22 protein-coding genes are annotated in these 18,583 nt (G+C 69.1%); 6 read left to right on the forward strand and 16 right to left on the reverse strand.

Going from position 1 to position 18,583, the window contains the following annotated elements; translation table 11 throughout:
* Nucleotides 1-89: 89 nt before the first annotated feature.
* The 13 genes from MY55_RS03975 to lptM form a co-directional block, all read right to left on the reverse strand.
* On the reverse strand, nucleotides 90-968 hold the full coding sequence (locus MY55_RS03975; protein WP_043572862.1) for a phosphoribosylaminoimidazolesuccinocarboxamide synthase: 879 nt from the start codon (nucleotides 966-968) through the stop codon (nucleotides 90-92).
* Complete coding sequence (locus MY55_RS03980; RefSeq protein ID WP_065201993.1) at nucleotides 968-1,663, reverse strand: DNA alkylation repair protein; 696 nt, start codon at nucleotides 1,661-1,663, stop codon at nucleotides 968-970. The genes MY55_RS03975 and MY55_RS03980 overlap by 1 nt, the downstream gene beginning before the upstream one ends.
* A 23-nt stretch (nucleotides 1,664-1,686) precedes the next feature.
* Nucleotides 1,687-2,430: a tetratricopeptide repeat protein gene (locus tag MY55_RS03985; RefSeq protein ID WP_065201994.1), complete on the reverse strand. Its 744-nt coding sequence runs from the start codon at nucleotides 2,428-2,430 to the stop codon at nucleotides 1,687-1,689.
* Between the two features lie 182 nt (nucleotides 2,431-2,612).
* Nucleotides 2,613-3,743, reverse strand: a complete 1,131-nt coding sequence (locus MY55_RS03990; RefSeq protein WP_047237062.1) for a 5-(carboxyamino)imidazole ribonucleotide synthase — start codon at nucleotides 3,741-3,743, stop codon at nucleotides 2,613-2,615.
* On the reverse strand, nucleotides 3,743-4,231 hold the full coding sequence (purE, locus tag MY55_RS03995) for a 5-(carboxyamino)imidazole ribonucleotide mutase (RefSeq protein WP_043572872.1): 489 nt from the start codon (nucleotides 4,229-4,231) through the stop codon (nucleotides 3,743-3,745). The genes MY55_RS03990 and purE overlap by 1 nt, the downstream gene beginning before the upstream one ends.
* 126 nt (nucleotides 4,232-4,357) lie before the next feature.
* Nucleotides 4,358-5,179, reverse strand: a complete 822-nt coding sequence (locus tag MY55_RS04000) for a CPBP family intramembrane glutamic endopeptidase (RefSeq protein WP_043572874.1) — start codon at nucleotides 5,177-5,179, stop codon at nucleotides 4,358-4,360.
* Between the two features lie 76 nt (nucleotides 5,180-5,255).
* Nucleotides 5,256-5,585 (reverse strand): hypothetical protein, encoded by a 330-nt coding sequence (locus tag MY55_RS04005; protein ID WP_065201995.1) that lies wholly within the window; start codon nucleotides 5,583-5,585, stop codon nucleotides 5,256-5,258.
* Nucleotides 5,585-6,811 (reverse strand): molybdopterin-dependent oxidoreductase, encoded by a 1,227-nt coding sequence (locus MY55_RS04010; RefSeq protein WP_065202002.1) that lies wholly within the window; start codon nucleotides 6,809-6,811, stop codon nucleotides 5,585-5,587. The genes MY55_RS04005 and MY55_RS04010 overlap by 1 nt, the downstream gene beginning before the upstream one ends.
* A 146-nt stretch (nucleotides 6,812-6,957) precedes the next feature.
* Entirely contained in the window at nucleotides 6,958-7,248 is a 291-nt protein-coding gene (locus MY55_RS04015) for a hypothetical protein (RefSeq protein WP_052941202.1), read from the reverse strand.
* Nucleotides 7,249-7,334: 86 nt separating this feature from the next.
* On the reverse strand, nucleotides 7,335-7,709 hold the full coding sequence (locus MY55_RS04020; protein WP_043572878.1) for a hypothetical protein: 375 nt from the start codon (nucleotides 7,707-7,709) through the stop codon (nucleotides 7,335-7,337).
* Between the two features lie 72 nt (nucleotides 7,710-7,781).
* A complete protein-coding gene (locus tag MY55_RS04025; protein ID WP_043572880.1) occupies nucleotides 7,782-8,591 on the reverse strand; it encodes a hypothetical protein in 810 nt (269 codons plus the stop codon).
* Between the two features lie 89 nt (nucleotides 8,592-8,680).
* Complete coding sequence (locus MY55_RS04030) at nucleotides 8,681-9,775, reverse strand: pyridoxal phosphate-dependent aminotransferase (RefSeq protein ID WP_043573120.1); 1,095 nt, start codon at nucleotides 9,773-9,775, stop codon at nucleotides 8,681-8,683.
* 102 nt (nucleotides 9,776-9,877) lie between these two features.
* The gene (gene lptM / locus MY55_RS23025) at nucleotides 9,878-10,030 is read right to left on the reverse strand and encodes an LPS translocon maturation chaperone LptM (protein ID WP_099049598.1); all 153 of its coding nucleotides are present in this window, start codon (nucleotides 10,028-10,030) and stop codon (nucleotides 9,878-9,880) included.
* Nucleotides 10,031-10,119: 89 nt separating this feature from the next.
* On the opposite strand from lptM, the gene cyaY reads away from it, so the two are divergent.
* Together cyaY and MY55_RS04040 are read left to right on the forward strand one after the other, a co-directional pair.
* Nucleotides 10,120-10,437, forward strand: coding sequence for an iron donor protein CyaY (gene cyaY, locus MY55_RS04035; RefSeq protein ID WP_043572882.1), 318 nt, complete (start codon nucleotides 10,120-10,122; stop codon nucleotides 10,435-10,437).
* A 196-nt stretch (nucleotides 10,438-10,633) separates the two neighbouring features.
* Nucleotides 10,634-11,869, forward strand: coding sequence for an ammonium transporter (locus MY55_RS04040; protein ID WP_047237064.1), 1,236 nt, complete (start codon nucleotides 10,634-10,636; stop codon nucleotides 11,867-11,869).
* Between the two features lie 6 nt (nucleotides 11,870-11,875).
* Here MY55_RS04040 and MY55_RS04045 read toward each other — a convergent pair whose 3' ends face one another.
* Nucleotides 11,876-12,670 carry a sulfite exporter TauE/SafE family protein gene (locus MY55_RS04045; RefSeq protein WP_047237065.1) on the reverse strand — a complete coding sequence of 265 codons (795 nt, stop codon included), beginning with the start codon at nucleotides 12,668-12,670 and terminating at the stop codon, nucleotides 11,876-11,878.
* A 128-nt stretch (nucleotides 12,671-12,798) separates the two neighbouring features.
* Between MY55_RS04045 and MY55_RS04050 the strand changes: the two genes are divergently transcribed.
* Nucleotides 12,799-13,659 carry an MBL fold metallo-hydrolase gene (locus tag MY55_RS04050; protein WP_047237066.1) on the forward strand — a complete coding sequence of 287 codons (861 nt, stop codon included), beginning with the start codon at nucleotides 12,799-12,801 and terminating at the stop codon, nucleotides 13,657-13,659.
* 10 nt (nucleotides 13,660-13,669) lie between these two features.
* Here the strand turns inward: MY55_RS04050 and MY55_RS04055 are convergent, their stop codons facing one another.
* Nucleotides 13,670-14,305, reverse strand: a complete 636-nt coding sequence (locus MY55_RS04055; RefSeq protein ID WP_065201996.1) for a tetratricopeptide repeat protein — start codon at nucleotides 14,303-14,305, stop codon at nucleotides 13,670-13,672.
* A gap of 143 nt (nucleotides 14,306-14,448) precedes the next feature.
* Between MY55_RS04055 and cysE the strand changes: the two genes are divergently transcribed.
* From cysE to MY55_RS04070, 3 genes are all read left to right on the forward strand, one after another.
* The gene (cysE, locus tag MY55_RS04060; protein ID WP_043572891.1) at nucleotides 14,449-15,231 is read left to right on the forward strand and encodes a serine O-acetyltransferase; all 783 of its coding nucleotides are present in this window, start codon (nucleotides 14,449-14,451) and stop codon (nucleotides 15,229-15,231) included.
* Between the two features lie 272 nt (nucleotides 15,232-15,503).
* Nucleotides 15,504-16,346, forward strand: a complete 843-nt coding sequence (locus MY55_RS04065; protein WP_043572894.1) for an isopenicillin N synthase family dioxygenase — start codon at nucleotides 15,504-15,506, stop codon at nucleotides 16,344-16,346.
* A gap of 172 nt (nucleotides 16,347-16,518) precedes the next feature.
* Nucleotides 16,519-18,060, forward strand: coding sequence for a GGDEF domain-containing protein (locus MY55_RS04070; RefSeq protein ID WP_052257935.1), 1,542 nt, complete (start codon nucleotides 16,519-16,521; stop codon nucleotides 18,058-18,060).
* Here the strand turns inward: MY55_RS04070 and MY55_RS04075 are convergent.
* A complete protein-coding gene (locus MY55_RS04075) occupies nucleotides 18,057-18,494 on the reverse strand; it encodes a MarR family winged helix-turn-helix transcriptional regulator (RefSeq protein WP_065201997.1) in 438 nt (145 codons plus the stop codon). The two genes, MY55_RS04070 and MY55_RS04075, sit on opposite strands and share 4 nt — an antisense overlap.
* Nucleotides 18,495-18,583 lie beyond the last annotated feature (89 nt).

The raw sequence follows: 18,583 nt of genomic DNA on the forward strand, positions 1-18,583 counted from the left end.
GCTCAAGCCATGCCGCCGGCGCGGGGCCGGCGGCGGGAGGCTCTGGCGGCGAAATCGCTGGCATACGCTTGCCAGGCTGCCGCCTGGTTTCAGCCGGTCAGCCGTTCCAGCGCCTCGCGGTACTTGGCGGCGGTTTTCTCGCGCACGTCCAGCGGCACGGCCGGGGCCGGGGCCTGCTTGTTCCAGCCGGAGGCTTCCAGCCAGTCGCGGACGAACTGCTTGTCGAACGACGGCGGGTTGCTGCCCGGCTGGTAGCTGTCGGCGGGCCAGAAGCGGCTGGAGTCCGGCGTCAGCGCCTCATCCATCAGCGTCAGCACGCCGTTTTCGTCCAGGCCGAACTCGAACTTGGTGTCGCAGATGATGATGCCGCGCGTGGCCGCGTAGGCGGCTGCGGTTTTGTACAGCAGGATGGCGGTGTCGCGCACCTGGGCCGCCAGTTCCTTGCCGACGATGGCCTCGCACTGGGCGAAGCTGATGTTCTCGTCGTGGTCGCCCACCGCCGCCTTGGTGGACGGGGTGAAGATGGGCTCGGGCAGCTGGTCCGCCTCGCGCAGGCCGGCCGGCAGCGCCACGCCGCAGATGGCGCCGGACTGCTGGTATTCCTTCCAGCCGGAGCCGGCCAGGTAGCCGCGCACCACCGCCTCGATCGGCACCGCCTTCAGCCGCTTGGCCACCACCGCGCGGCCCTCCACCTGCGGCAGGTCTTCCGCCGCCACCACGTCTTCCGGCTTTTCGCCGGTCAGGTGGTTGGGCACCACGTCCTTCAGTTTTTCAAACCAGAAGTTGGAGATGGCGGTCAGGATCTGGCCCTTGGCCGGGATGGGGTCATCCAGGATCACGTCGAAAGCCGACAGCCGGTCGGTGGCGATCATCAGCATGCGTTGCTCGTCGATCTGATACAGATCGCGCACCTTGCCGGAGTAGATCTTCTTCAGGCTGGTCAGATTGGTGGTGGTGAGTCCGGTCATCATGCTTCCTTCACAGGCAAGGGTTCAATGCGTTTGAGCGCTTCGCGCCGCGACAGCGGCGCAAGCGGAGCGGCGGCGACAAAGCCGCGCACCGCGTCGGGATCGGTATAGGCGTATTCGCGCAAGGCCCAGCCTATCGCCTTGCGGATGAAGAATTCGGGGTCGGCGGCGTTGGCCGCGCAGTAGCGGAACAGCCGCGCGGCGTCGGTGTCGCGCTTCCAGTACAGCTGGTGCAGGATGGCGACGCGGCGCAGCCAGAAATCGCCGTCGCCGGACAGCCTGTCCATGTCGGTTTGCAGTTCGCGCCGGGCGCGGACCAGCTCGCCTATGATCCAGGCCGCCAGGCCGTCGACGGTGTCCCACCAGGATTTGGCGGCAACCAGCGCCAGCAGCCGCGGCAGGGCGGCCGCCGGCAATTCGGCGGCATGGCGGGCCAGCAGGTCCACCGCCACGTACTGGAATTCGCGCTCCGGCTGGCGCCACAGCGTTTCCGCCGCCGCCAGCCAGCCATCGGGACCCGCCGCGTCCTGTGAGCGGATCCACGCTCCGGCGGCCTTGCGCCTGGCCGGCGTCGCCAATCCCAGGAAATCGAACTGCCCGCGCATATAGTCGCGCATCGCCGGCCGTTTGGCGGGGTCGGCGGCGGCCTCCAGCCGGCGGCGCAGCTCCGGCAGTCCGACGAGCGCGTTTTCCATCGCTTAGCCGCCCATCCCGCCGTTCACGACTGGAAGCCCGGGTTGTGCTTGGCCTTGTCAGACCATTCGCGCGACTTCTTGGGATCGGCGGGCAGATTGGGCGCGCCGGTCTTGTAGATGCGCGCCAGCGCGCGCTGGACCTTGGGCGGCGTATAGCCGGAAAGCGCGCTGGCCGCGCGCTCGTACCAATAGACAGCCTGCTTGCCATCCGCCGGCACGCCTTCGCCGCGCTCGTACATCTGGCCCAGCAGGTAGTAATTCTCGGTGCCATCGTCATCCTGCCCGGTGGCCGCCACCAGCAGCCGGCTGCCGCGCGGCGCGTCGCGGTAGGGCGCGGGCGCGGTAATCAGCAGTCTGGCGAAGTCCTGCTTCAGCCTGTAGCCGCTGCCCTCCGGCTCCGGATAGCGCGCGGCGCGCTCCAACAGCTGGATCAGCTTGGGGTAGTCCTTCTTCACCGCTGGCGACTTGAGGTAGCCGTTAGGATTGCGGCCATAGCTGTCCGCCAGCAGCGACAGCGAACGGCGGTCGCCCATCTCGGCGGCCCTCATGAACAATTCGTGGGCCTTGACCTGCTGGCCGGCCTGCATCAGCTGGTAAGCCTGGTCGCCCATCGGCTTGGCGCTGGCTTGCGGCGCCAGCGGCTGGCTCTGGCCGGCGGCCGGCGTCTCGGCATGGGCGGACAGCGCGGGCGCGCAGGCCAGCGCCAGCAGCAGCGCCGCCGGCCTCAGCGCTTGCGACAGGGTCTTGGAAAATGCGGAAGGATTCATCACGGTGCTCTTTCTTGATCTGGTTGCCGCCGGCCGGTCTGGCCGGCATACGGCCAAGCCTACCGCGCCGGCCGCCGCGGCGGAAATGACCGCCCCGGCTGCGGGCCGGGAATGAAAATGGCGTCCGTTCAGCGTCATCGCGATGAGAAATGGCGAAGCCGCCGGCCTCGCCATCTCGCTCGCTACAGGGTGTCCTTCAAGGCCCTGGCCTGCTCCAGCGCCTCGTCGGCCGTGGCCGCCATCACGTTGAAGTGGCCCATCTTGCGGCCCGGCCGCGCCGTTTTCTTGCCGTACAGGTGCAACTGGGCGTTGGGCGCTTCGGCCAGCACGTCCCAGTGCGGCTCGCGGCCGTCTTCCCTCCAGACGTCGCCCAGCAGGTTCACCATCACCACCGGGCTGAGCAGGTCGGTGCGGCCCGGCAGCAGGCCGCACATCGCGCGCACCTGTTGCTGGAACTGGTCGGTCAGGCAGGCGGTGAGGGTGTAGTGGCCGGAGTTGTGCGGCCGCGGCGCGATCTCGTTGACCACCAGGCTGTGGTCGGCCAGCACGAAGAACTCCACCGCCAGCACGCCGACGTAGTCGAGCGCCTCGGCCAGCTTCCGGGCCATCTCCTGCGCCTGCCTGGCCAGCGCCGGGGCGACGCGCGCCGGCACGATGGATTCGTCGAGGATGCCGTTCTTGTGGATGTTTTCCGCCAACGGAAACACCGCGCTTTGCGCGCTGCTGACCCGGGTGACGATGGCCGACACTTCCAATTGCAGGTCCAGCATCTTTTCCAGCACGCAGGCCTGGCCGCCCAGGTTGGCGTAGGCGGCGCGCGCCTCGTCCTGGGTGTTCACTCTGACCTGGCCCTTGCCGTCGTAACCCAGGCGCGCGGTTTTCAGGATGCCCGGCAGATAGGGCGCCAGGTCCACCTGGATGTCCTCGACGCTCTCGATGGCCAGGTAGGGCGCGGTGGCGAGGCCGGCCTTGCGGATCCAGCTTTTCTCGGCGATGCGGTCCTGGGCGATGGCGACGCAGTCGCCGGACGGCGACACGCGGGTGCGCTTGGCCAGCTCGCGCATCGCGTCGGCGTTGACGTTTTCGAATTCGGTGGTGACCGCCGCGCAGCTGGCGGCCAGCTCGGCCAGCGCGGCCGGATCATTGTACGGCGCCTGGATGTGGCGGTCGGCGAAGGCCGCCGCCGGCGCGCTTTCGTCCGGGTCCAGCACCGTCACGCGGTAACCCATGGTCTTGGCTGCGACGGCGAACATGCGGCCCAGCTGGCCGCCGCCCAGGATGCCCAGCATCGCCGGCGGCAGGATGGCGGCCATTATTCGGCCTCCGGCAGCGTCATCGCCAGCACGGTTTCTTCTTGCGCCTTGCGGAAAGCCACCAGCTTCTCGGCCAGCTCCGGCCGGGTGGTGGCCAGCATCGCCACCGCGAACAGCGCGGCGTTGGCGGCGCCGGCCTCGCCGATGGCGAAGGTGGCCACCGGAATGCCCTTGGGCATCTGCACGATGGACAGCAGCGAGTCCTCGCCGCGCAGGTATTTGGACGGCACCGGCACGCCCAGCACGGGCACGTGGGTCTTGGCGGCCAGCATGCCCGGCAGGTGGGCGGCGCCGCCGGCGCCGGCGATGATGGCCGCGAGGCCGCGCGGCGCGGCTTCTTCGGCGTACTGGAACAGCAGGTCCGGGGTGCGGTGGGCGGAGACGACGCGGGTTTCGCAGGCGATGCCGAAGCGCTTCAGCATGCTCGCGGCGTGCTGCATCACTTCCCAGTCGCTGTTGCTACCCATCACGATGCCGACTTCAATCATGGCGGTGCTGCTCGCGGATGGTGAACGAAGACCGCGATTTTAACCGATGCCGCCGGCTACCCGTTATGGTTTTTTATTTTCATATCAAGACAGTTAGCGAATATAACCACCCGGGATCGCCGCCGTTCACGCCGGTTTCGGATAGGTGAACAGCAGCAGATGCACGGTGTTGAAAGCCACATGCGCCAGCACCGCCAGCCACAGCTGGCGGCGCGCGGCGTAGATCAGGCCGTAGCCGATGCCGGCCAGCGTGGCCAGCCCCGCCCAGGCCCAGCCGCCGGCCAGGTGCGCCAGGCCGAACAGCAAGGACGCCGCCATCAGCGCGGCGAAAGGCTCGGTGCGGATTTCCAGCCAGCGCTGGACGCCGGCGCGGAAGAAGGCCTCCTCCGCCAGCGACACCAGGAAGCAATTGGCGAACAGCCAGGGCAGCAGCCAGGCCGGCCATTTCGGCGCCAGGCCGATGATGCCGAAGCCGGCGGCGATGCCCAGCACGAACAGCAGCGCGAGGCCGCCCACCGCCGCCGCCGGCCAGCCCAGCGTGCGGCCGGGCAGCGGGGCATTGCACAGGTTGAGCAGCAGCAACAGGCCGGCCAGGCCCTTGTCGTAGCTCCAGAACAGCCGGTACGGCGCGCTGGCGGCGCTGGCCTTGCCCTGCCACAGCAAGGGGTTGTCGAAGCCGGGCAGCGCGTGCACCGCCAGCGCCAGCAGCAAGGCCACCCACACCAGGTACCACTCCGGCCGCGGATAGCGGCGCAGGCTGCAAGTGAGGCCGGCGGCGGCGGCCGTCGCCACCACGCCCAGCGGCTGCAGCACGCCGGCGGCCAGCGCCAGCATCGCGCTGGTGACCAGGGCTATCCAGCCCGGCGCGGCGTGGCGCAGGCTGGCGGCGACAAGGCCCAGGGCCAGCAGCGCGAAGGCGGCCAGCGTCAGGGGGGGCGGCAGGGGCATGGCGGCTCCGTGGAAAAGTGGCGGAAGCCCACGATGATAACGGCAGGCGGCGGCCAGGCCAAACCCGCCGCCGCGCTCAGGGCTTGGCCGGCGGCCGCGGCTGCAGCAAGCGCCGGCGCTGCGCGTCGGCGAGATAGGCGGCGATCGGCGCCACCTCCTCCGGCGCGATCGGCGCCTTGAAGGCGGCGCGCATCTTGTCGACGATGGCCTGCCAGCGCGCCTGGCTGAAGTCGGGCTGCAGCGCGATGTAGTCGGCCGAATGGCAGATCAGGCAGCGCTGCAGCGCGGTCGGATAGCCGGGATGGCCGCTGTCGGGCAGCATCGCGGTTTCGTTGGGCAACTGGATGGAGACGGCGCCGGCCGGGCCGGCCAGCAGAAGCAGCGCGACGAGCAGGGCGGGTTTCATCAGCCGGCCTCCCCGATGACCAGCGCCACCCGCTCCGCCACGTTGCGGGCGTAGCCGCCGGGGTTCCACGGCTGGACCAGCGGCTGCGTCTGGCCGTCGTTGGCGGTGGCGCGCGCCAGCAGCTGCAGCGCGCCCGGCTTGACGCCATCCAGCGTCAGCGTCCATGGCCGGAACGCGAAGCGGCCGCGCTCCTCGCCAAGCCGCGCCGGCAGCCAGCTGCGGCCGCCGTCGGCGGACACTTCCACCCGGCGGATGCCGCTGCCGCCGTCGAAGGCGATGCCGCGCAAAGCCAGCCGGCCGTCCGGCGCCGCCACGGTCTGGCCGTCGGCCGGGTGGGTGATGAAGCTGCGCACCTTCATTCTTGTCAGCCGCACCGTCCGCTCCGGCTTGGCGCCGGGGGCGATGCCGTAGTCCGGCGTGTCCGGCACGGTGTAGGCGGTGGCGGCGAACCAGCCGTCGAACACGTGGTCGAGCACCTCCAGCTGCGACAGATGCTTCATCCAGTACGAGGCGTAGAAACCCGGCACCACCAGCCGCAGCGGATAGCCGTTGAGCACCGGCAGCGGCTGGCCGTTCATCGCCCAGGCTATCATCACCTCAGGCCGCAGCGCGTCCTCCAGGTACAGCGAGCGGATGAAGCTGGGGGTCTCCTCCAGCGCCGGCTGGTCGGTGCCGCGGAACGCCACCTGCACCGCGCCGTCCTTCACGCCAGCCGCCTTCAGCACATCGGCCAGCCTCACCCCGGTCATCTCGACGCAGGCCATCGAGCCGTTGCCCAGCTGCGCGCCCTGCACCCGGGGCTGCAGCAGGCCGCGGCCATTGCCGGCGCACTGCATCACCACGGTTTGGCTGACGGTTTCGAAACGGGTTTGCAGATCGCGCAGCGTCAGCGTCAGCGGCTGCCGGACCAGCCCTTTCACCGTCAGGGTATGGCTGGCGGCGTCGATGTCCAGCGGGTGGCCGGCCAGGTGGTAGCGGACGAACACCGCCTCGTTGGGCGTGATCAGGCCGCGGTCGAACTGGGAAAACGGCGTCTCCAGATGCACCGGCCGGGTGGTGATGCGCAGCAGCGGCATCTTCTGCGGATACGGCACCAGCTCGCGCCAGCCGTTGTCGAAGCCCTGATACAGCCAGGCTGCCGCCCGCAGCCTGCCGGACAGGGCCAGCAGGCCAGCGGCGGCCAAGCCGCCCTTCAATACTGCCCGCCGTCGCAGGGCGTCATCCATGGTTGCGGCTCCTTCGGATGCGATGGGCGGCCGACGCGCGCGGCCGCGGCCGGCAATGCCTTTGGCATGGCCGGAATTTGCGCCATCGTAGGCGCGCGCGCCGCGAATGTCCACGGCATGGGCAGGGAAAAGGGCTGACTGTTGCGTCAGCGCCGATGGCGGCGCAAGGCGCGCCAGACCGCCCCGCCGGCGGCGGCGCCGATGCCGGCCAATGCCAGCAGCGCGCCCAGGCCGAAGCCCGGCGGCATCTCGCCGGAGTCGGGCGTGGCCGGCCGCGCCAGCAGCATCGCCAGGAAGCCGGCGATCAACAGCGACGCGCAAGCCAGCCAGCGCAGGCCGCGGGTGCGCCAGGCCAGCCGCAGCGCGTACAGCAGCGAGGCGGCGTAAAGCGCCAGCAAGGCGATCAGGGGAATCAGTTCGGGATGGATCCAGGGCATGCGGCGCGGGTCTGCAATCGGGCGAAAGACCCGATGGTAGACCCGGAGCGGCGGCCAAGGTTCGGGAAACCGGCCGCCGCCGCGCCTCACTGCACCACGATGTCGCTGAGGTGGTAGGTGCCGGTGCGGCTCAGCTGGCAGAACACCTTGGCCTTCAGCGACACGGTCTTGCCCTTGTAGCGGCCCATGCCTTCCTGATTCAGCGCCAGGCTGCGCTTGGCCTGCTCGCCGCAGTCGCCGCCGTCGTCGAAGGTCATTTCCCGCTCCAGCTTCAGGTGGTAGGCCTTGAAGAAGGTGCCGTCGGCCTTGCTGCCGGAGGAGATCGGCCCGATCACGGCGCCGCGCAGCGTGATCGGCGTCTCGCCGTCGTCGCGCACCGCGATAGCCTTGCCGGCGCAGGCCAGCTGGCTGGCCGCCAGCAGGCACAGCGCGGTCAGGAGGTAACTGCGATTGGTTTTCATGTTTTGCTGCTCATCACGGTAAACGCGCCCCTTGCGATGAGGGGCGCTTGTTTTGCTTTGGGGTTGGCTGGCTTAGCGCGACTGGCTGCAGCGCAGGCCCAGCTTGGCCAGCTGCGCGGGCTGGCTGGCGGCGACCTGCCAGTCGCCGCCGTTGCGGCTGAAGCGCAGCGCCAGCTTCTGGCCGCCCTTCTCCAGCTGCAGGCCCAGGCTGTTGCCGCGCCAGGATTTGAAGACGGTTTCCACCGAAGCGTCGCTCAGGCTGCAGAACAGGCTGCCCTGCTCGGTGTTCGGCAGCGACACCAGCTGCAGGCGCCAGTCGGGCGAATTCTGCAGCTGCAGCAGCGCGCTGCCGTCGGGCGACGCGGACACCATGTTCTCGGTGCTGTAGGTAAAAAAGACCTTGCCGCTGCGGTTGTCGATCAGCAGGCTGCCCGGCGCGTCATGGCCGAACTGCAGGTCGACGCGCTGCAGCGCGTTGCCGGCCAGCGGGCCCTGGTAGAGGAAGGTGGAGCTGTCGCCGTCGCCCTTGGCGATTTTCCAGCTCTTGAACTGCAGGCGCTGGCCGGCCGGGGTGGACACGGTCAGCAACTGGCCCTGGCGGCGGCTGAATTCCGGATGCGCGGCGACCATGCGGCTGTCGTTCTTCGGGATGCTCATCGGATCCAGCAGCTGGCGGCGGTCGCCGGCTTCGCGCAGGATGGCCGCGCTGGCGGCCGCGTCCAGCGCCTGCGCCGCGACGGCGCGGCCGGCGTGCTGCTGGCCACGCAGCTGGCCGGCCAGGTCGATCACCGGATCGCTGTCGAAGTTGGTGATGGGCGCGGCCAGCGCGCCGCCCGCTGCCGACAGCAGCAGGCCGAGCAGGGGATAGAAGGATTTTTTCATGGGATCAATAAGCGATACGGGAGGATTTCCGCCTCGCTTATGTCATTGGGTTCGCTGGCTGTCAATGTAATTATGACAACCTGTCTGGCTCAATGGCCGGCCAGCGCGTCCAGCACCTTGCTAGACAGCGCCTGCGGCTGCGCGGTGACCCGCAGCAAATGGCGCAACGCCGGATGCGGCGGCCGGTGCACCGCCACCCCTTCGGCCAGCAGCTTGCGCTGGATCGCCTCGCTGCAGGAGGCGTTGGGGTAGAGCACGCTGACGAAATTGGTGTGCGACGGCAGCACGGCGAGGTCGCGCGCGCGCAGCGCGGCCTCCAGCTTGTCCCGCAGCTGCACCGTGGCCTGCACCAGTTGGCGCGCGTAGTCCGGGTCGTCCAGCACCAGCTGCGCCGCGTGCTGGGCCAGGCCCGACAGCGCGTACTGCGGCCGGATCTGGTCGGCCTTGGCGATGATGTCGGCCGGCGCCAGCGCGAAGCCCACCCGCAGCCCGGCCAGGCCGTAAGCCTTGGACAAGGTGCGCAGCCGCAGGGTGTTGGGCAATACCCCTGCCGGCGGCGCGTCCTGCGGGTCCTGGCAGAAATCGACATAGGCCTCGTCGAGGATCAGCATGGTCTGCGTCGGCAGCTGCTGGCGCAGCGCCTGGATCTCGGCGGCCGACCAGTAATGGCCGGTGGGGTTGTCGGGATTGGCCAGGTACAGCGCCACCGCGCGTTCGGCCTGCACCACCTCGCACAGGCGCGCGAGATCCGGCCGCAGGCCTATGCCCTGCGCCTGATACGGCACTTCCAGGATGCGCGCGCCCACGCCCTCGGCGAAATAGCGGAAGGCCGGGTAGGTGCCGGCGCTGCACACCACCGCGTCGCCGGCGTTGCAGCGCAGCCGCAGCGCCAGCAGGATCAGGCTGTCGGCGCCGCAGTCGAAGATCACCTGGCTGCTCTCCACCCCGTGGCGTTGCGCGGCGCGCTCGCGCAGCGCCAGCGCGTAGGGGTCGGGATACAGCCGCGCCAGTTCGGCCAGCGCCTCGCCCCACTGCGCCAGCAGCGGCGACTCCGGCTTGCTCATGCTCTCGTTGGCGCCCAGCCGGCTGACCACCTTGTGCCCCAGCGCCGCCTCCAGCTTGGCGATGCCCGGAAACGGGTTGACGATGGTGTGATGTTCCAGGTGGCGCGCGTAATGTGGCATGGCGGTTCCGATTCGCAGGGTGACGACGGCCATTCTAGGCCAACGCGAGTTCAGACAAGCGATTGCTTGGAAATATCCTTAGCGCGGAAAGAAGCCTTCCGGCTAGCGGGCGGCCGAAGCCGCGGCGGGCGCGGCCGCCTGCGGGGCCGGAGCGACGGCGTGGGCCGGCGGCGCCTTGGGCAACACCAGCGGTCCTTTGTAACCGCAGGCCGCCAGGGCCAGGGTCAGGCTTGCACAAGCGAGCAGGGTACGCATACTGACAGCAATCCGATATGGCAAAATCAGCATACTAGCAAAACCGCGCCGGCCCGTGTTGCGTCCGGCCGGCCACACAGGAAACCATCATGACCGAAAGCGAATTTCTGCAACTGAGCGACGCCATCTTCGACCAGATCGAAGCGGCCATCGACGACCATGGCCTGGATGCCGATACCCTGCGCCAGGGCAATGTGCTGGAAATCGAGTTCGACAGCGGCGAAAAAGTGATCGTCAACCGCCACGCCGTCAACCAGGAGTTGTGGATCGCGGCGAAAAGCGGCGGCTACCACTTCTCCCGCCAGGGCGCGGCCTGGATCGCCAGCCGCGACGGCTCCGAGTTCTTCGCCACGCTGGCCGAAGCCATCCGCGCCGGCAGCGGCGAGGCGTTCGGCTTCGGCGACTGAGGCCGGCCAGCCGCGCCGCGCAAGCCGCCATGATCCTGGCGGCTTTTTTTGCGGCCCAAATGCGCAGCGAAAGTGTTGCGATTTGTAAATGGATTGTTAATGGATTGATCTGGTGCAAGAAAGCCGGCCGGGGATGGGGCGCAATATCCGTCATACATAATTTACTAATACATAAATTCTGGATGAGGATAAAACCATGCATTCCCCCGCGATTCCGCTCAACATCGGCAACACCGGCTTCATGCTGCTGTGCGCCAGCCTGGTGATGCTGATGACCCCTGGCCTGGCCTTTTTCTACGGCGGCCTGGTCGGCCGCAAGAACGTGCTCACCATCATGGCCCAGAGCTTCATGTCGCTGGGCTGGACCACGGTGCTGTGGTTCGCCTTCGGCTATTCGATGTGCTTCGGCCCCAGCTGGCACGGCATCGTCGGCGACCCGACCCATTACGCCTTCCTGCGCGGCGTCACGCTGCAAAGCATGTACGCCGGCAACGACGCCGGCATTCCGCTGGTGGTCCATATCGCCTACCAGATGATGTTCGCCATCATCACGCCGGCGCTGATCACCGGCGCCTTCGCCAACCGGGTGACGGTGAAAGCCTACTTCCTGTTCCTCACCGGCTGGCTGGTGCTGGTCTATTTCCCCTTCGTCCACATGGTGTGGAGTCCTGACGGCCTGCTGGCCAAGTGGGGCGTGCTGGACTTCGCCGGCGGCATCGTGGTGCACAACACCGCCGGCTTCGCCGCGCTGGCGTCCATCCTGTATGTCGGCCGCCGCTCGCTGGTGGAAAACAAGCCGCACAACGTGCCGCTGATCGCGCTGGGCACCGGCCTGTTGTGGTTCGGTTGGTATGGCTTCAACGCCGGCTCTGAATTGAAGGTAGACGCGGTCACCGCTTCCGCCTTCCTCAACACCGACGTCGCCGCCTCCTTCGCCGGCACCGCCTGGTTCCTGCTGGAGTGGGCGCACGCCAAACAGCCCAAATTCGTCGGCCTGCTGACCGGCGCGGTGGCCGGCCTGGCCACCATCACCCCGGCCGCCGGCTATGTGTCGCTGGGCAGCGCCGCCGTCATCGGCCTGATCGCCGCCGCGGTGTGCTACTTCGCCGTGCAATTGAAGAACCGCCTGCAATGGGACGACGCGCTGGATGTCTGGGGCGTGCACGGCGTCGGCGGCCTGCTCGGCACCATTCTGCTGGGCGTGTTCGCCAGCAAGGCCTGGAACGCCGCCGGCGCCGACGGCCTGCTGCTGGGCAACCCGGGCTTTCTGTGGAAACAGGCCGCCGCGGCGCTGTTGTCGGGCGTGTGGGCGTTCGCCTTCACCTACGGCATGCTGTGGCTGATAGACCGGGTCACGCCGGTCAAGGTGGACGCCGCCGTCCAGCAGGCCGGCCTCGATGCCACGCTGCATGGCGAGGAAGCCTATATCTGACGCGCCTCAGCCGCCCCAGGCCCGCCACAGCACCACGGCGGCCACCGCCACCGTCAGCGCGGCGAAGCCGCGCAGCACCTGCGGCGGCGACAGGCGGCGGATCAGGCGCCGGCCCAGCAGCATGCCGCCTATCGCCGCCAGCACGAACACGGCGCTGGGCAGCGCGGGCACCCGCGTTCCGTGCCACAGCGCCGCCAGCACGCCGCCGCAGCCCACCAGCGCTATCGCCAGCAAAGAAGTGGCGACGATGGCGTGCATGGACAAATCGCTGAGCCGGCGCAAGGCCGGCACGATGACGAAGCCGCCGCCCACTCCCAACAAGCCGGTGAGAAAACCGGTGACCGCGCCGACGCCCGCGAGCGCCGCCGCCGCGGCCGGACTCCAGCGCAGCCGGCCGGTCTCCGGGTCCAGCCGGCAAGGCGCGGCGCGTCCATCGCGAGTTGCCGCGCCGCCGGCCGTGCGCCAGGAACGCGCCGCCACGATCAGCATCGCCAGCGCGAACAGCGTCGACAGCAGCGGCGCCGGCAACAGGTGGGCGACGCGCGCGCCCGCCGCCGCGAACGGCACGCCGCTGGCCGCCATCCAGGCAGCGGCGCGATAACGCACCAATTGCCGGCGCCAGCCTTCGTAAGCGCCTAGCGCCGCGCCCGCGGCCACCGCCAGCAAGGCCACCGGCGCCGCCTGCGGCAAGCTCCAGCCTTGGGCGGCCATCAGCGCGGGAACGGCCAGAATGCCGCCGCCGGCGCCGGTCAGGCCCAGCACCGCGCCGACCAGCGCGCCCAGAAGCAGCATCAGCAGCATGGCCGCGCCCCGATAAAAATAATGACAATGACAAGCCGGGATTGCATGGAGAGGCGCCTGAGAATATACTGCCGATCATTATATTAATTTATATAATGATGTAAAGCACCGCCCCGACAGAGGACACCATGCCCGCGCAGATCGAAAGCTTTTACGACGCCGCCACCGGCACCGTCAGCCACGTGGTCTATGACCGGGACGGCGGCCATGCGGCGGCGGTGGACCCGGTGCTGGACTTCGACCCCAAGTCCGGCCGCACCTCGCGCCGCTCCGCCGACCGGCTGCTGGAATGCCTGCGCGCCCGGCGGCTGACGCTGCAATGGATACTGGAAACCCACGCCCACGCCGACCACCTGTCGGCCGCCCCCTATCTGCAACAGCAGGCCGGCGGCCGCATCGCCATCGGCGAGCGCATCACCCAGGTGCAGGACGCTTTCTGCCGGGTATTTAACCTGGAGCCGGCGTTCCGCAGCGACGGCTCGCAGTTCGACCACCTGTTCGGCGACGGCGAAACCTTCCGCATCGGCGCGCTGGAAGCCACCGCGCTGTGGGTGCCGGGCCACACGCCGGCCGACATCGCCTACCAAGTAGGCGACGCGGTCTTCGTCGGCGACACGCTGTTCATGCCGGACGTCGGCACCGCCCGCTGCGACTTTCCCGGCGGCGACGCCGCCACGCTGTACCGCTCCATCCGCCGCCTGCTGGCGCTGCCGGACGACACCCGGCTGCTGATGTGCCACGACTATCCGCCCGCCGGCCGCGCGCCGGCCTGGTGCGCGACGGTGGCGGAACAGCGCCGCGCCAACCTGCATGCGCGCGACGGCGTGGAAGAGGCCGATTTCGTGGCGATGCGCGAGGCGCGCGACGCCACGCTGGCGATGCCGCAGCTGCTGCTGCCGGCGGTGCAGGTCAATATCCGCGCCGGCCGCCTGCCGCCGCCCGAGGACAACGGCGTGCGCTATCTGAAGCTGCCGCTGGACGCGCTGTGACGCGCCGCGATCAGTGGCGGGCCAGCGTCTTGGCCAGGTCCAGCGCCTTGGCGCGGGCGCCGACGTCGCCCTGCGCCGCCGCCTTGGCGTACCAGCGGATGGCGGCGGGGATGTCCCGCTGCACGCCCTCGCCGCGCTCGTACATGCTGGCGATCAGGTACTGCGCGCCCACGTCGCCCTGCTTGGCGGCCTCCTCGTACCAGTAGGCGGCCAGCCTGTCGTCCTGCGGCGCGCCGCGGCCGAGAAAATACTGGGTGCCAAGGTCGATCTGGGCGGCCAGATAGCCCTGGCGCGCCGCCAGCGCGAACCAGCGCGTCGCCTCGGTCAGCGACTTGTCCACCGCGTCGCCCTTTTCGTACAGCAGGCCCAGCGCGTACTGCGCCTGCGCCAGCTGGCCGTCGGCCGCCCGGCGCAGCCAGTACAAGGCCTGGGGCTTGTCCACCTTGCCGGCCTCGCCGCGCCAGTCCATCATCGCCAGATTGAAGGCCGCCACCCGGTCGCCGCCTTCCGCCGCCTGCCAGAAGGCGATGCGGGCGGCCGCCAGCCGCCCGTCCTGGTATTCGCGCCAGCCCGGCACATCGGGCGGCGTGGCCAGCGCGCCCAGGCTGACCCATCCCGCCAGCAACACCGCCGCAAACCGTGTCATCGCGTTTCCTCCCCGCATTTGCAGATTAGTCGCCGGCGGCGGCCGATTCTGACGGCCTTGCCGATGATGATGTTGTTCTCCCGGCCCGGCGCGCGGCAGGCTACAATGTTTCGACTAGTTGCTATTGCCCCCTGGAGTCCCCGATGAGTGCCTCTCTGGTTGATCCGCTGTGGTCGGCCATCCGCGATGAAACCCTGGCCGCGGTCAACGACGAACCGCTGCTGGCCAGTTTCCTGCACATGACCGTTCTGCGCCACGCCACGCTGGAAGACGTGCTGGCCTTCCATTTGTCCAGCAAGCTCGCCAGCCCGGTGATGGATCCGCGCGCGCTGCTGGAATTGTTCCGCGAAGCGTTCCAGGCCGATCCCGCCGTCAGCGCCGCGATGCGCGCCGACATTCGCGCCTGTTATGAGCGCGACCCGGCCTGCGACAGCTATTCCACGCCGCTGCTGTACTTCAAGGGCTTCCACGCCATCCAGAGCCAGCGCATCACCCACTGGCTGTGGCAGCAGGACAGACGCACGCTGGCGCTGTTCCTGCAAAACCGCATCTCGGAAGTGACCGGCGCCGACATCCACCCCGCCGCCCGCGTCGGCCAGGGCGTGATGCTGGACCACGGCACCGGCCTGGTGGTGGGCGAAACCGCGGTGATAGGCAACAACGTCTCGATCCTGCACGGCGTGACGCTGGGCGGCTCCGGCAAGGAGCGCGGCGACCGCCATCCCAAGATAGGCGACGGCGTGATGCTGGGCGCCGGCGCGGCGGTGCTGGGCAATATCCTGGTCGGGGAATGCGCGAAGGTCGGCGCCGGCAGCGTGGTGCTGGAAGACGTGCCGCCGCACGCCACCGTGGCCGGCGTGCCGGCGCGGGTGGTGGCGCAAGCTTGTCCCGGCACGCCGGCGCTGGACATGGACCAGCGGGTCTGACGCCGTCCGGCGGCGGCGCTGTAATTTAAATACAGCGTTTCGCCGCCATGCCCAGCCGCGGCCCGCCTGGCGCGGCGCGCCGATCCGCCATGGCAACCCTGCCGGAAAACGCTGAATTTCCATTGCCGCGCAAGCGCGCCGGCGCCGGGCGGTTTTCCAACAGTCGGCATGCCGTCGGCTTGGCCGCCTGTAATTTAGCCGTTACAATGCGCGCGGCCGGCGACCGCCCCGATATTGCATGGCGGCGCCGGGTTCATCAGGAAAACCGCCCCATGAACGTCAGAGTTGTCGATTACCGCGCCCCGGACGCCGCGGAACAGTTCACCCGTTCTCTGCACGAAACCGGCTTCGGCGTGCTGACCAACCACCCCATCCCGCAAGACCTGGTCGAGAAGATCTACGCCGAATGGCTGGCCTTCTTCAACAGCGAGGAGAAGTTCGACTACGCCTTCTCGATGGAGAAGCAGGACGGCTGGTTCTCGCCGGAAGTGTCGGAAACCGCCAAGGGCGCCACGCTCAAGGACATCAAGGAATACTTCCACATCTACCCGTGGGGCCGCGTGCCGGCCGCGCTGAAGGCCGACGCCGACCGCTACTACGCCATCGCCAACCAGCTGGCGCAGGAGCTGCTGTCCTGGGTGCAGCAGTACACCCCGGCCGCCATCGCCGCCAACTACCGCGAACCGCTGTCGCATATGATCGCAGACAGCCAGCAGACGCTGCTGCGCGTGCTGCGCTACCCGCCGCTGACCGGCGAGGAGCCGGCCGGCTCGCTGCGCGCCGCCGCCCACGGCGACATCAACCTGCTGACCATCCTGCCGGCCGCCAACGAGCCGGGCCTGCAGGTGCAGGACAAGAACGGCGACTGGATCGACGTGCCCTGCGACTTCGGCACCCTGGTGGTCAACATCGGCGACATGCTGCAGGAAGCCTCCGCCGGCTTCTACCCATCCACCCAGCACCGCGTGGTCAACCCCACCGGCGAGGGCGCGAAGAAGAGCCGCGTCTCGCTGCCGCTGTTCCTGCACCCGCGCCCGGAAGTGGTGCTGTCCGACCGCCACAGCGCCGGCAGCTACCTGGACGAACGCTTGCGCGAGCTGGGCGTGAAGATGTAATCCGCCCGCCCGCGTGGACGCGAAAACAGGCCGAAGCCATGCTTCGGCTTTTTTTCTGGCTGCGTCGGCCGGCTTCGCCAACTACGATGACAGTAGGGCGCAGTCCTGGTATCCAACGCCACCCGGCTGGCCCGCTGGACCGCGGCCGCGGTCTGTTCGCAGAGGGCACTACATGCGCGGCATCCTTTCCGCTATTCCTGCATTCCCCAACTGGCTGAATTGCGCGCTGGTGGCGGCGCTGTATTTCGCGTCCGCCTGGCTGGGCGACCACTGGCTGATGCTGGAGCTGGAGATGGACAGCGTGGTGTGGCCGCAGCCTGGCCTGGCGCTGGCGGCGGTGCTGCTGCTGGGCTGGCGGGTCTGGCCTGGGGTGCTGCTGGGGGCCTTGCTGGCCGAAGGCTGGCAGTGGCATGGGCTGGTGGCGGGCATAGGCTGGCTGAAGCCGGCCAGCGGCATCGCCGCCGGCGTGCTGGCGCAAACGCTGCTGGGCGCCTGGCTGGTGCGGCGCCATATCGGCCGCGGCAACCCGCTGGACAGCTTCAGCCATTGCCTGCTGTATTTCGTCATCGTGGCGGCGATGACGCTGCTGGGCGCGCTGATCGCCGTCGCCAGCCTGTACCTGTGCGGCCTGCTGCCGCAAAAGCTGCTGGTGATGGAATGCTGTCTGCGCTGGCTGAGCGCCGGCTGCGGCGTGCTGCTGTTCGGCAGCGCCTTCCTGATCCTGCACCAGCATGGCTGGCCGCGGGTGGAGCGCGAAACCTGGTACGAGATGCTGGCCTATTTCGGCATGGTGACGCTGCTGACCGCCAGCATCTTCGTCTGGTGGCACCCGACCATGGACACCACCTATCCGCTGGACCTGCTGGTGCTGCCGCTGGTGGCGTGGGCGGCGTTCCGCTTCACCCCGCGCGAGGTGGTGCTGGCGCTGCTGCTGATCATGGCGCTGGCGCTGTGGGGCACCCGCCACGGCGGCGGCCCCTACTTGGGCTATTCCGCCTACAGCACGCTGATCATCGTGCAGACCTATGTCGGCATCCTGACCGTGGTGTCGCTATGCGTGGGCGCGCTGATGAGCGAGCAGCGCCGGATCAAGCTGGAGCTGGGGCGCCAGCAGGAACAGCTGGAGCAACAGGTGCGCATCCGCACGCTGGCGCTGGAACAGTCGCACGCCGAAGTGCTGGCACTGTCGCGGGTGGACCCGGTGACCGGCATCGCCAACCGCCGCAGCTTCGAGGAAAGCCTGGACGGCGAGTGGCGGCGCGCGCGCCGGCTGGGCACCTCGCTCGGCATGCTGATGATAGACATCGACTACTTCAAGCTATACAACGACCACTACGGCCACGTCAGCGGCGACTACTGCCTGCGCGAAGTGGCGCAGGCCATCCGCAGCAGCGTGCGGCGGCCGCAGGACCTGGTGGCGCGCTACGGCGGCGAGGAGATCGTCTGCCTGCTGCCGGACACCACCGAGGAGGGGGTGGCCTGCGTCGGCGAGGCGGTGCTGGAAGCGGTGCGCGACCTGCAGCTGCCCCATGTCGGCTCGGCGATTTCCGCCATCGTCACCATCAGCATCGGCGGCGCCGCGGTGCTGCCGCGCGAAACCCCGGACAGCCGCCAGCTGGTGGAGGCGGCCGACCGCCAGCTGTACCGCGCCAAGCAGCAGGGGCGCAACCGGATGGTGATCGCCGACGACGAGCAGGACCGCTCCACAGGCTAGTCCGCGCCCGCGGCGGACATCGCGCGAAAGCGCGCCTCCAGCTGCCGCAGCACCTCCAGCGCCGTCGCCAGCCGCTCCGCGTCTATCCCGTCCAGCGCCTGGGCGAAGAAGGCCTGCCGCTGCGGCGCGGCCGCCAGCAGCAGCGCGCGGCCGGCCTCGTCCAGCGTCACCCGGATCTGGCGATTGTCGGACGGGTCGGTGTCGCGCCGCACCAGCTTGTCGGCCTCCAGCAGCTTCAGCTGGCGGGTCAACGCGCCCGGGTCCATCTGCAAATGGCAGGCCAGCTGCCTCTGGCTGGCCACTTCCAGCTCCTCCAGCGATTTCAGGATGCGCCAGCGCGGCAGCGCGTGGCCGACCCGGCTTTCGAAGGCGCCGTACATGGCGCGGCTGCTGCGGCCCAGCTGCTGCAACAGATTGGGCGTGGTTTCAGTCATGTTGCGGCTCCCGCGGCGCGGCGGCGGACGACAGGGTGATGGCCGGCACCTTGCGCACCAGCCACAGGCCCAGCAGCAGGCCGCCGGCC

Source organism: Chromobacterium subtsugae (genome assembly GCF_001676875.1).
Lineage (GTDB): Bacteria > Pseudomonadota > Gammaproteobacteria > Burkholderiales > Chromobacteriaceae > Chromobacterium > Chromobacterium subtsugae.

Excerpts from the sequence above, each read along its gene's own strand:
- MY55_RS03975 (WP_043572862.1), bottom strand. The coding sequence starts at position 968 with ATGACCGGACTCACCACCACCAATCTGACCAGCCTGAAGAAGATCTAC.
- MY55_RS03980 (WP_065201993.1), bottom strand. The coding sequence starts at position 1,663 with ATGGAAAACGCGCTCGTCGGACTGCCGGAGCTGCGCCGCCGGCTGGAG.
- MY55_RS03985 (WP_065201994.1), bottom strand. The coding sequence starts at position 2,430 with ATGAATCCTTCCGCATTTTCCAAGACCCTGTCGCAAGCGCTGAGGCCG.
- MY55_RS03990 (WP_047237062.1), bottom strand. The coding sequence starts at position 3,743 with ATGGCCGCCATCCTGCCGCCGGCGATGCTGGGCATCCTGGGCGGCGGC.
- purE (WP_043572872.1), bottom strand. The coding sequence starts at position 4,231 with ATGATTGAAGTCGGCATCGTGATGGGTAGCAACAGCGACTGGGAAGTG.
- MY55_RS04000 (WP_043572874.1), bottom strand. The coding sequence starts at position 5,179 with ATGCCCCTGCCGCCCCCCCTGACGCTGGCCGCCTTCGCGCTGCTGGCC.
- MY55_RS04005 (WP_065201995.1), bottom strand. The coding sequence starts at position 5,585 with ATGAAACCCGCCCTGCTCGTCGCGCTGCTTCTGCTGGCCGGCCCGGCC.
- MY55_RS04010 (WP_065202002.1), bottom strand. The coding sequence starts at position 6,811 with ATGGATGACGCCCTGCGACGGCGGGCAGTATTGAAGGGCGGCTTGGCC.
- MY55_RS04015 (WP_052941202.1), bottom strand. The coding sequence starts at position 7,248 with ATGCCCTGGATCCATCCCGAACTGATTCCCCTGATCGCCTTGCTGGCG.
- MY55_RS04020 (WP_043572878.1), bottom strand. The coding sequence starts at position 7,709 with ATGAAAACCAATCGCAGTTACCTCCTGACCGCGCTGTGCCTGCTGGCG.
- MY55_RS04025 (WP_043572880.1), bottom strand. The coding sequence starts at position 8,591 with ATGAAAAAATCCTTCTATCCCCTGCTCGGCCTGCTGCTGTCGGCAGCG.
- MY55_RS04030 (WP_043573120.1), bottom strand. The coding sequence starts at position 9,775 with ATGCCACATTACGCGCGCCACCTGGAACATCACACCATCGTCAACCCG.
- lptM (WP_099049598.1), bottom strand. The coding sequence starts at position 10,030 with ATGCGTACCCTGCTCGCTTGTGCAAGCCTGACCCTGGCCCTGGCGGCC.
- cyaY (WP_043572882.1), top strand. The coding sequence starts at position 10,120 with ATGACCGAAAGCGAATTTCTGCAACTGAGCGACGCCATCTTCGACCAG.
- MY55_RS04040 (WP_047237064.1), top strand. The coding sequence starts at position 10,634 with ATGCATTCCCCCGCGATTCCGCTCAACATCGGCAACACCGGCTTCATG.
- MY55_RS04045 (WP_047237065.1), bottom strand. The coding sequence starts at position 12,670 with ATGCTGCTGATGCTGCTTCTGGGCGCGCTGGTCGGCGCGGTGCTGGGC.
- MY55_RS04050 (WP_047237066.1), top strand. The coding sequence starts at position 12,799 with ATGCCCGCGCAGATCGAAAGCTTTTACGACGCCGCCACCGGCACCGTC.
- MY55_RS04055 (WP_065201996.1), bottom strand. The coding sequence starts at position 14,305 with ATGACACGGTTTGCGGCGGTGTTGCTGGCGGGATGGGTCAGCCTGGGC.
- cysE (WP_043572891.1), top strand. The coding sequence starts at position 14,449 with ATGAGTGCCTCTCTGGTTGATCCGCTGTGGTCGGCCATCCGCGATGAA.
- MY55_RS04065 (WP_043572894.1), top strand. The coding sequence starts at position 15,504 with ATGAACGTCAGAGTTGTCGATTACCGCGCCCCGGACGCCGCGGAACAG.
- MY55_RS04070 (WP_052257935.1), top strand. The coding sequence starts at position 16,519 with ATGCGCGGCATCCTTTCCGCTATTCCTGCATTCCCCAACTGGCTGAAT.
- MY55_RS04075 (WP_065201997.1), bottom strand. The coding sequence starts at position 18,494 with ATGACTGAAACCACGCCCAATCTGTTGCAGCAGCTGGGCCGCAGCAGC.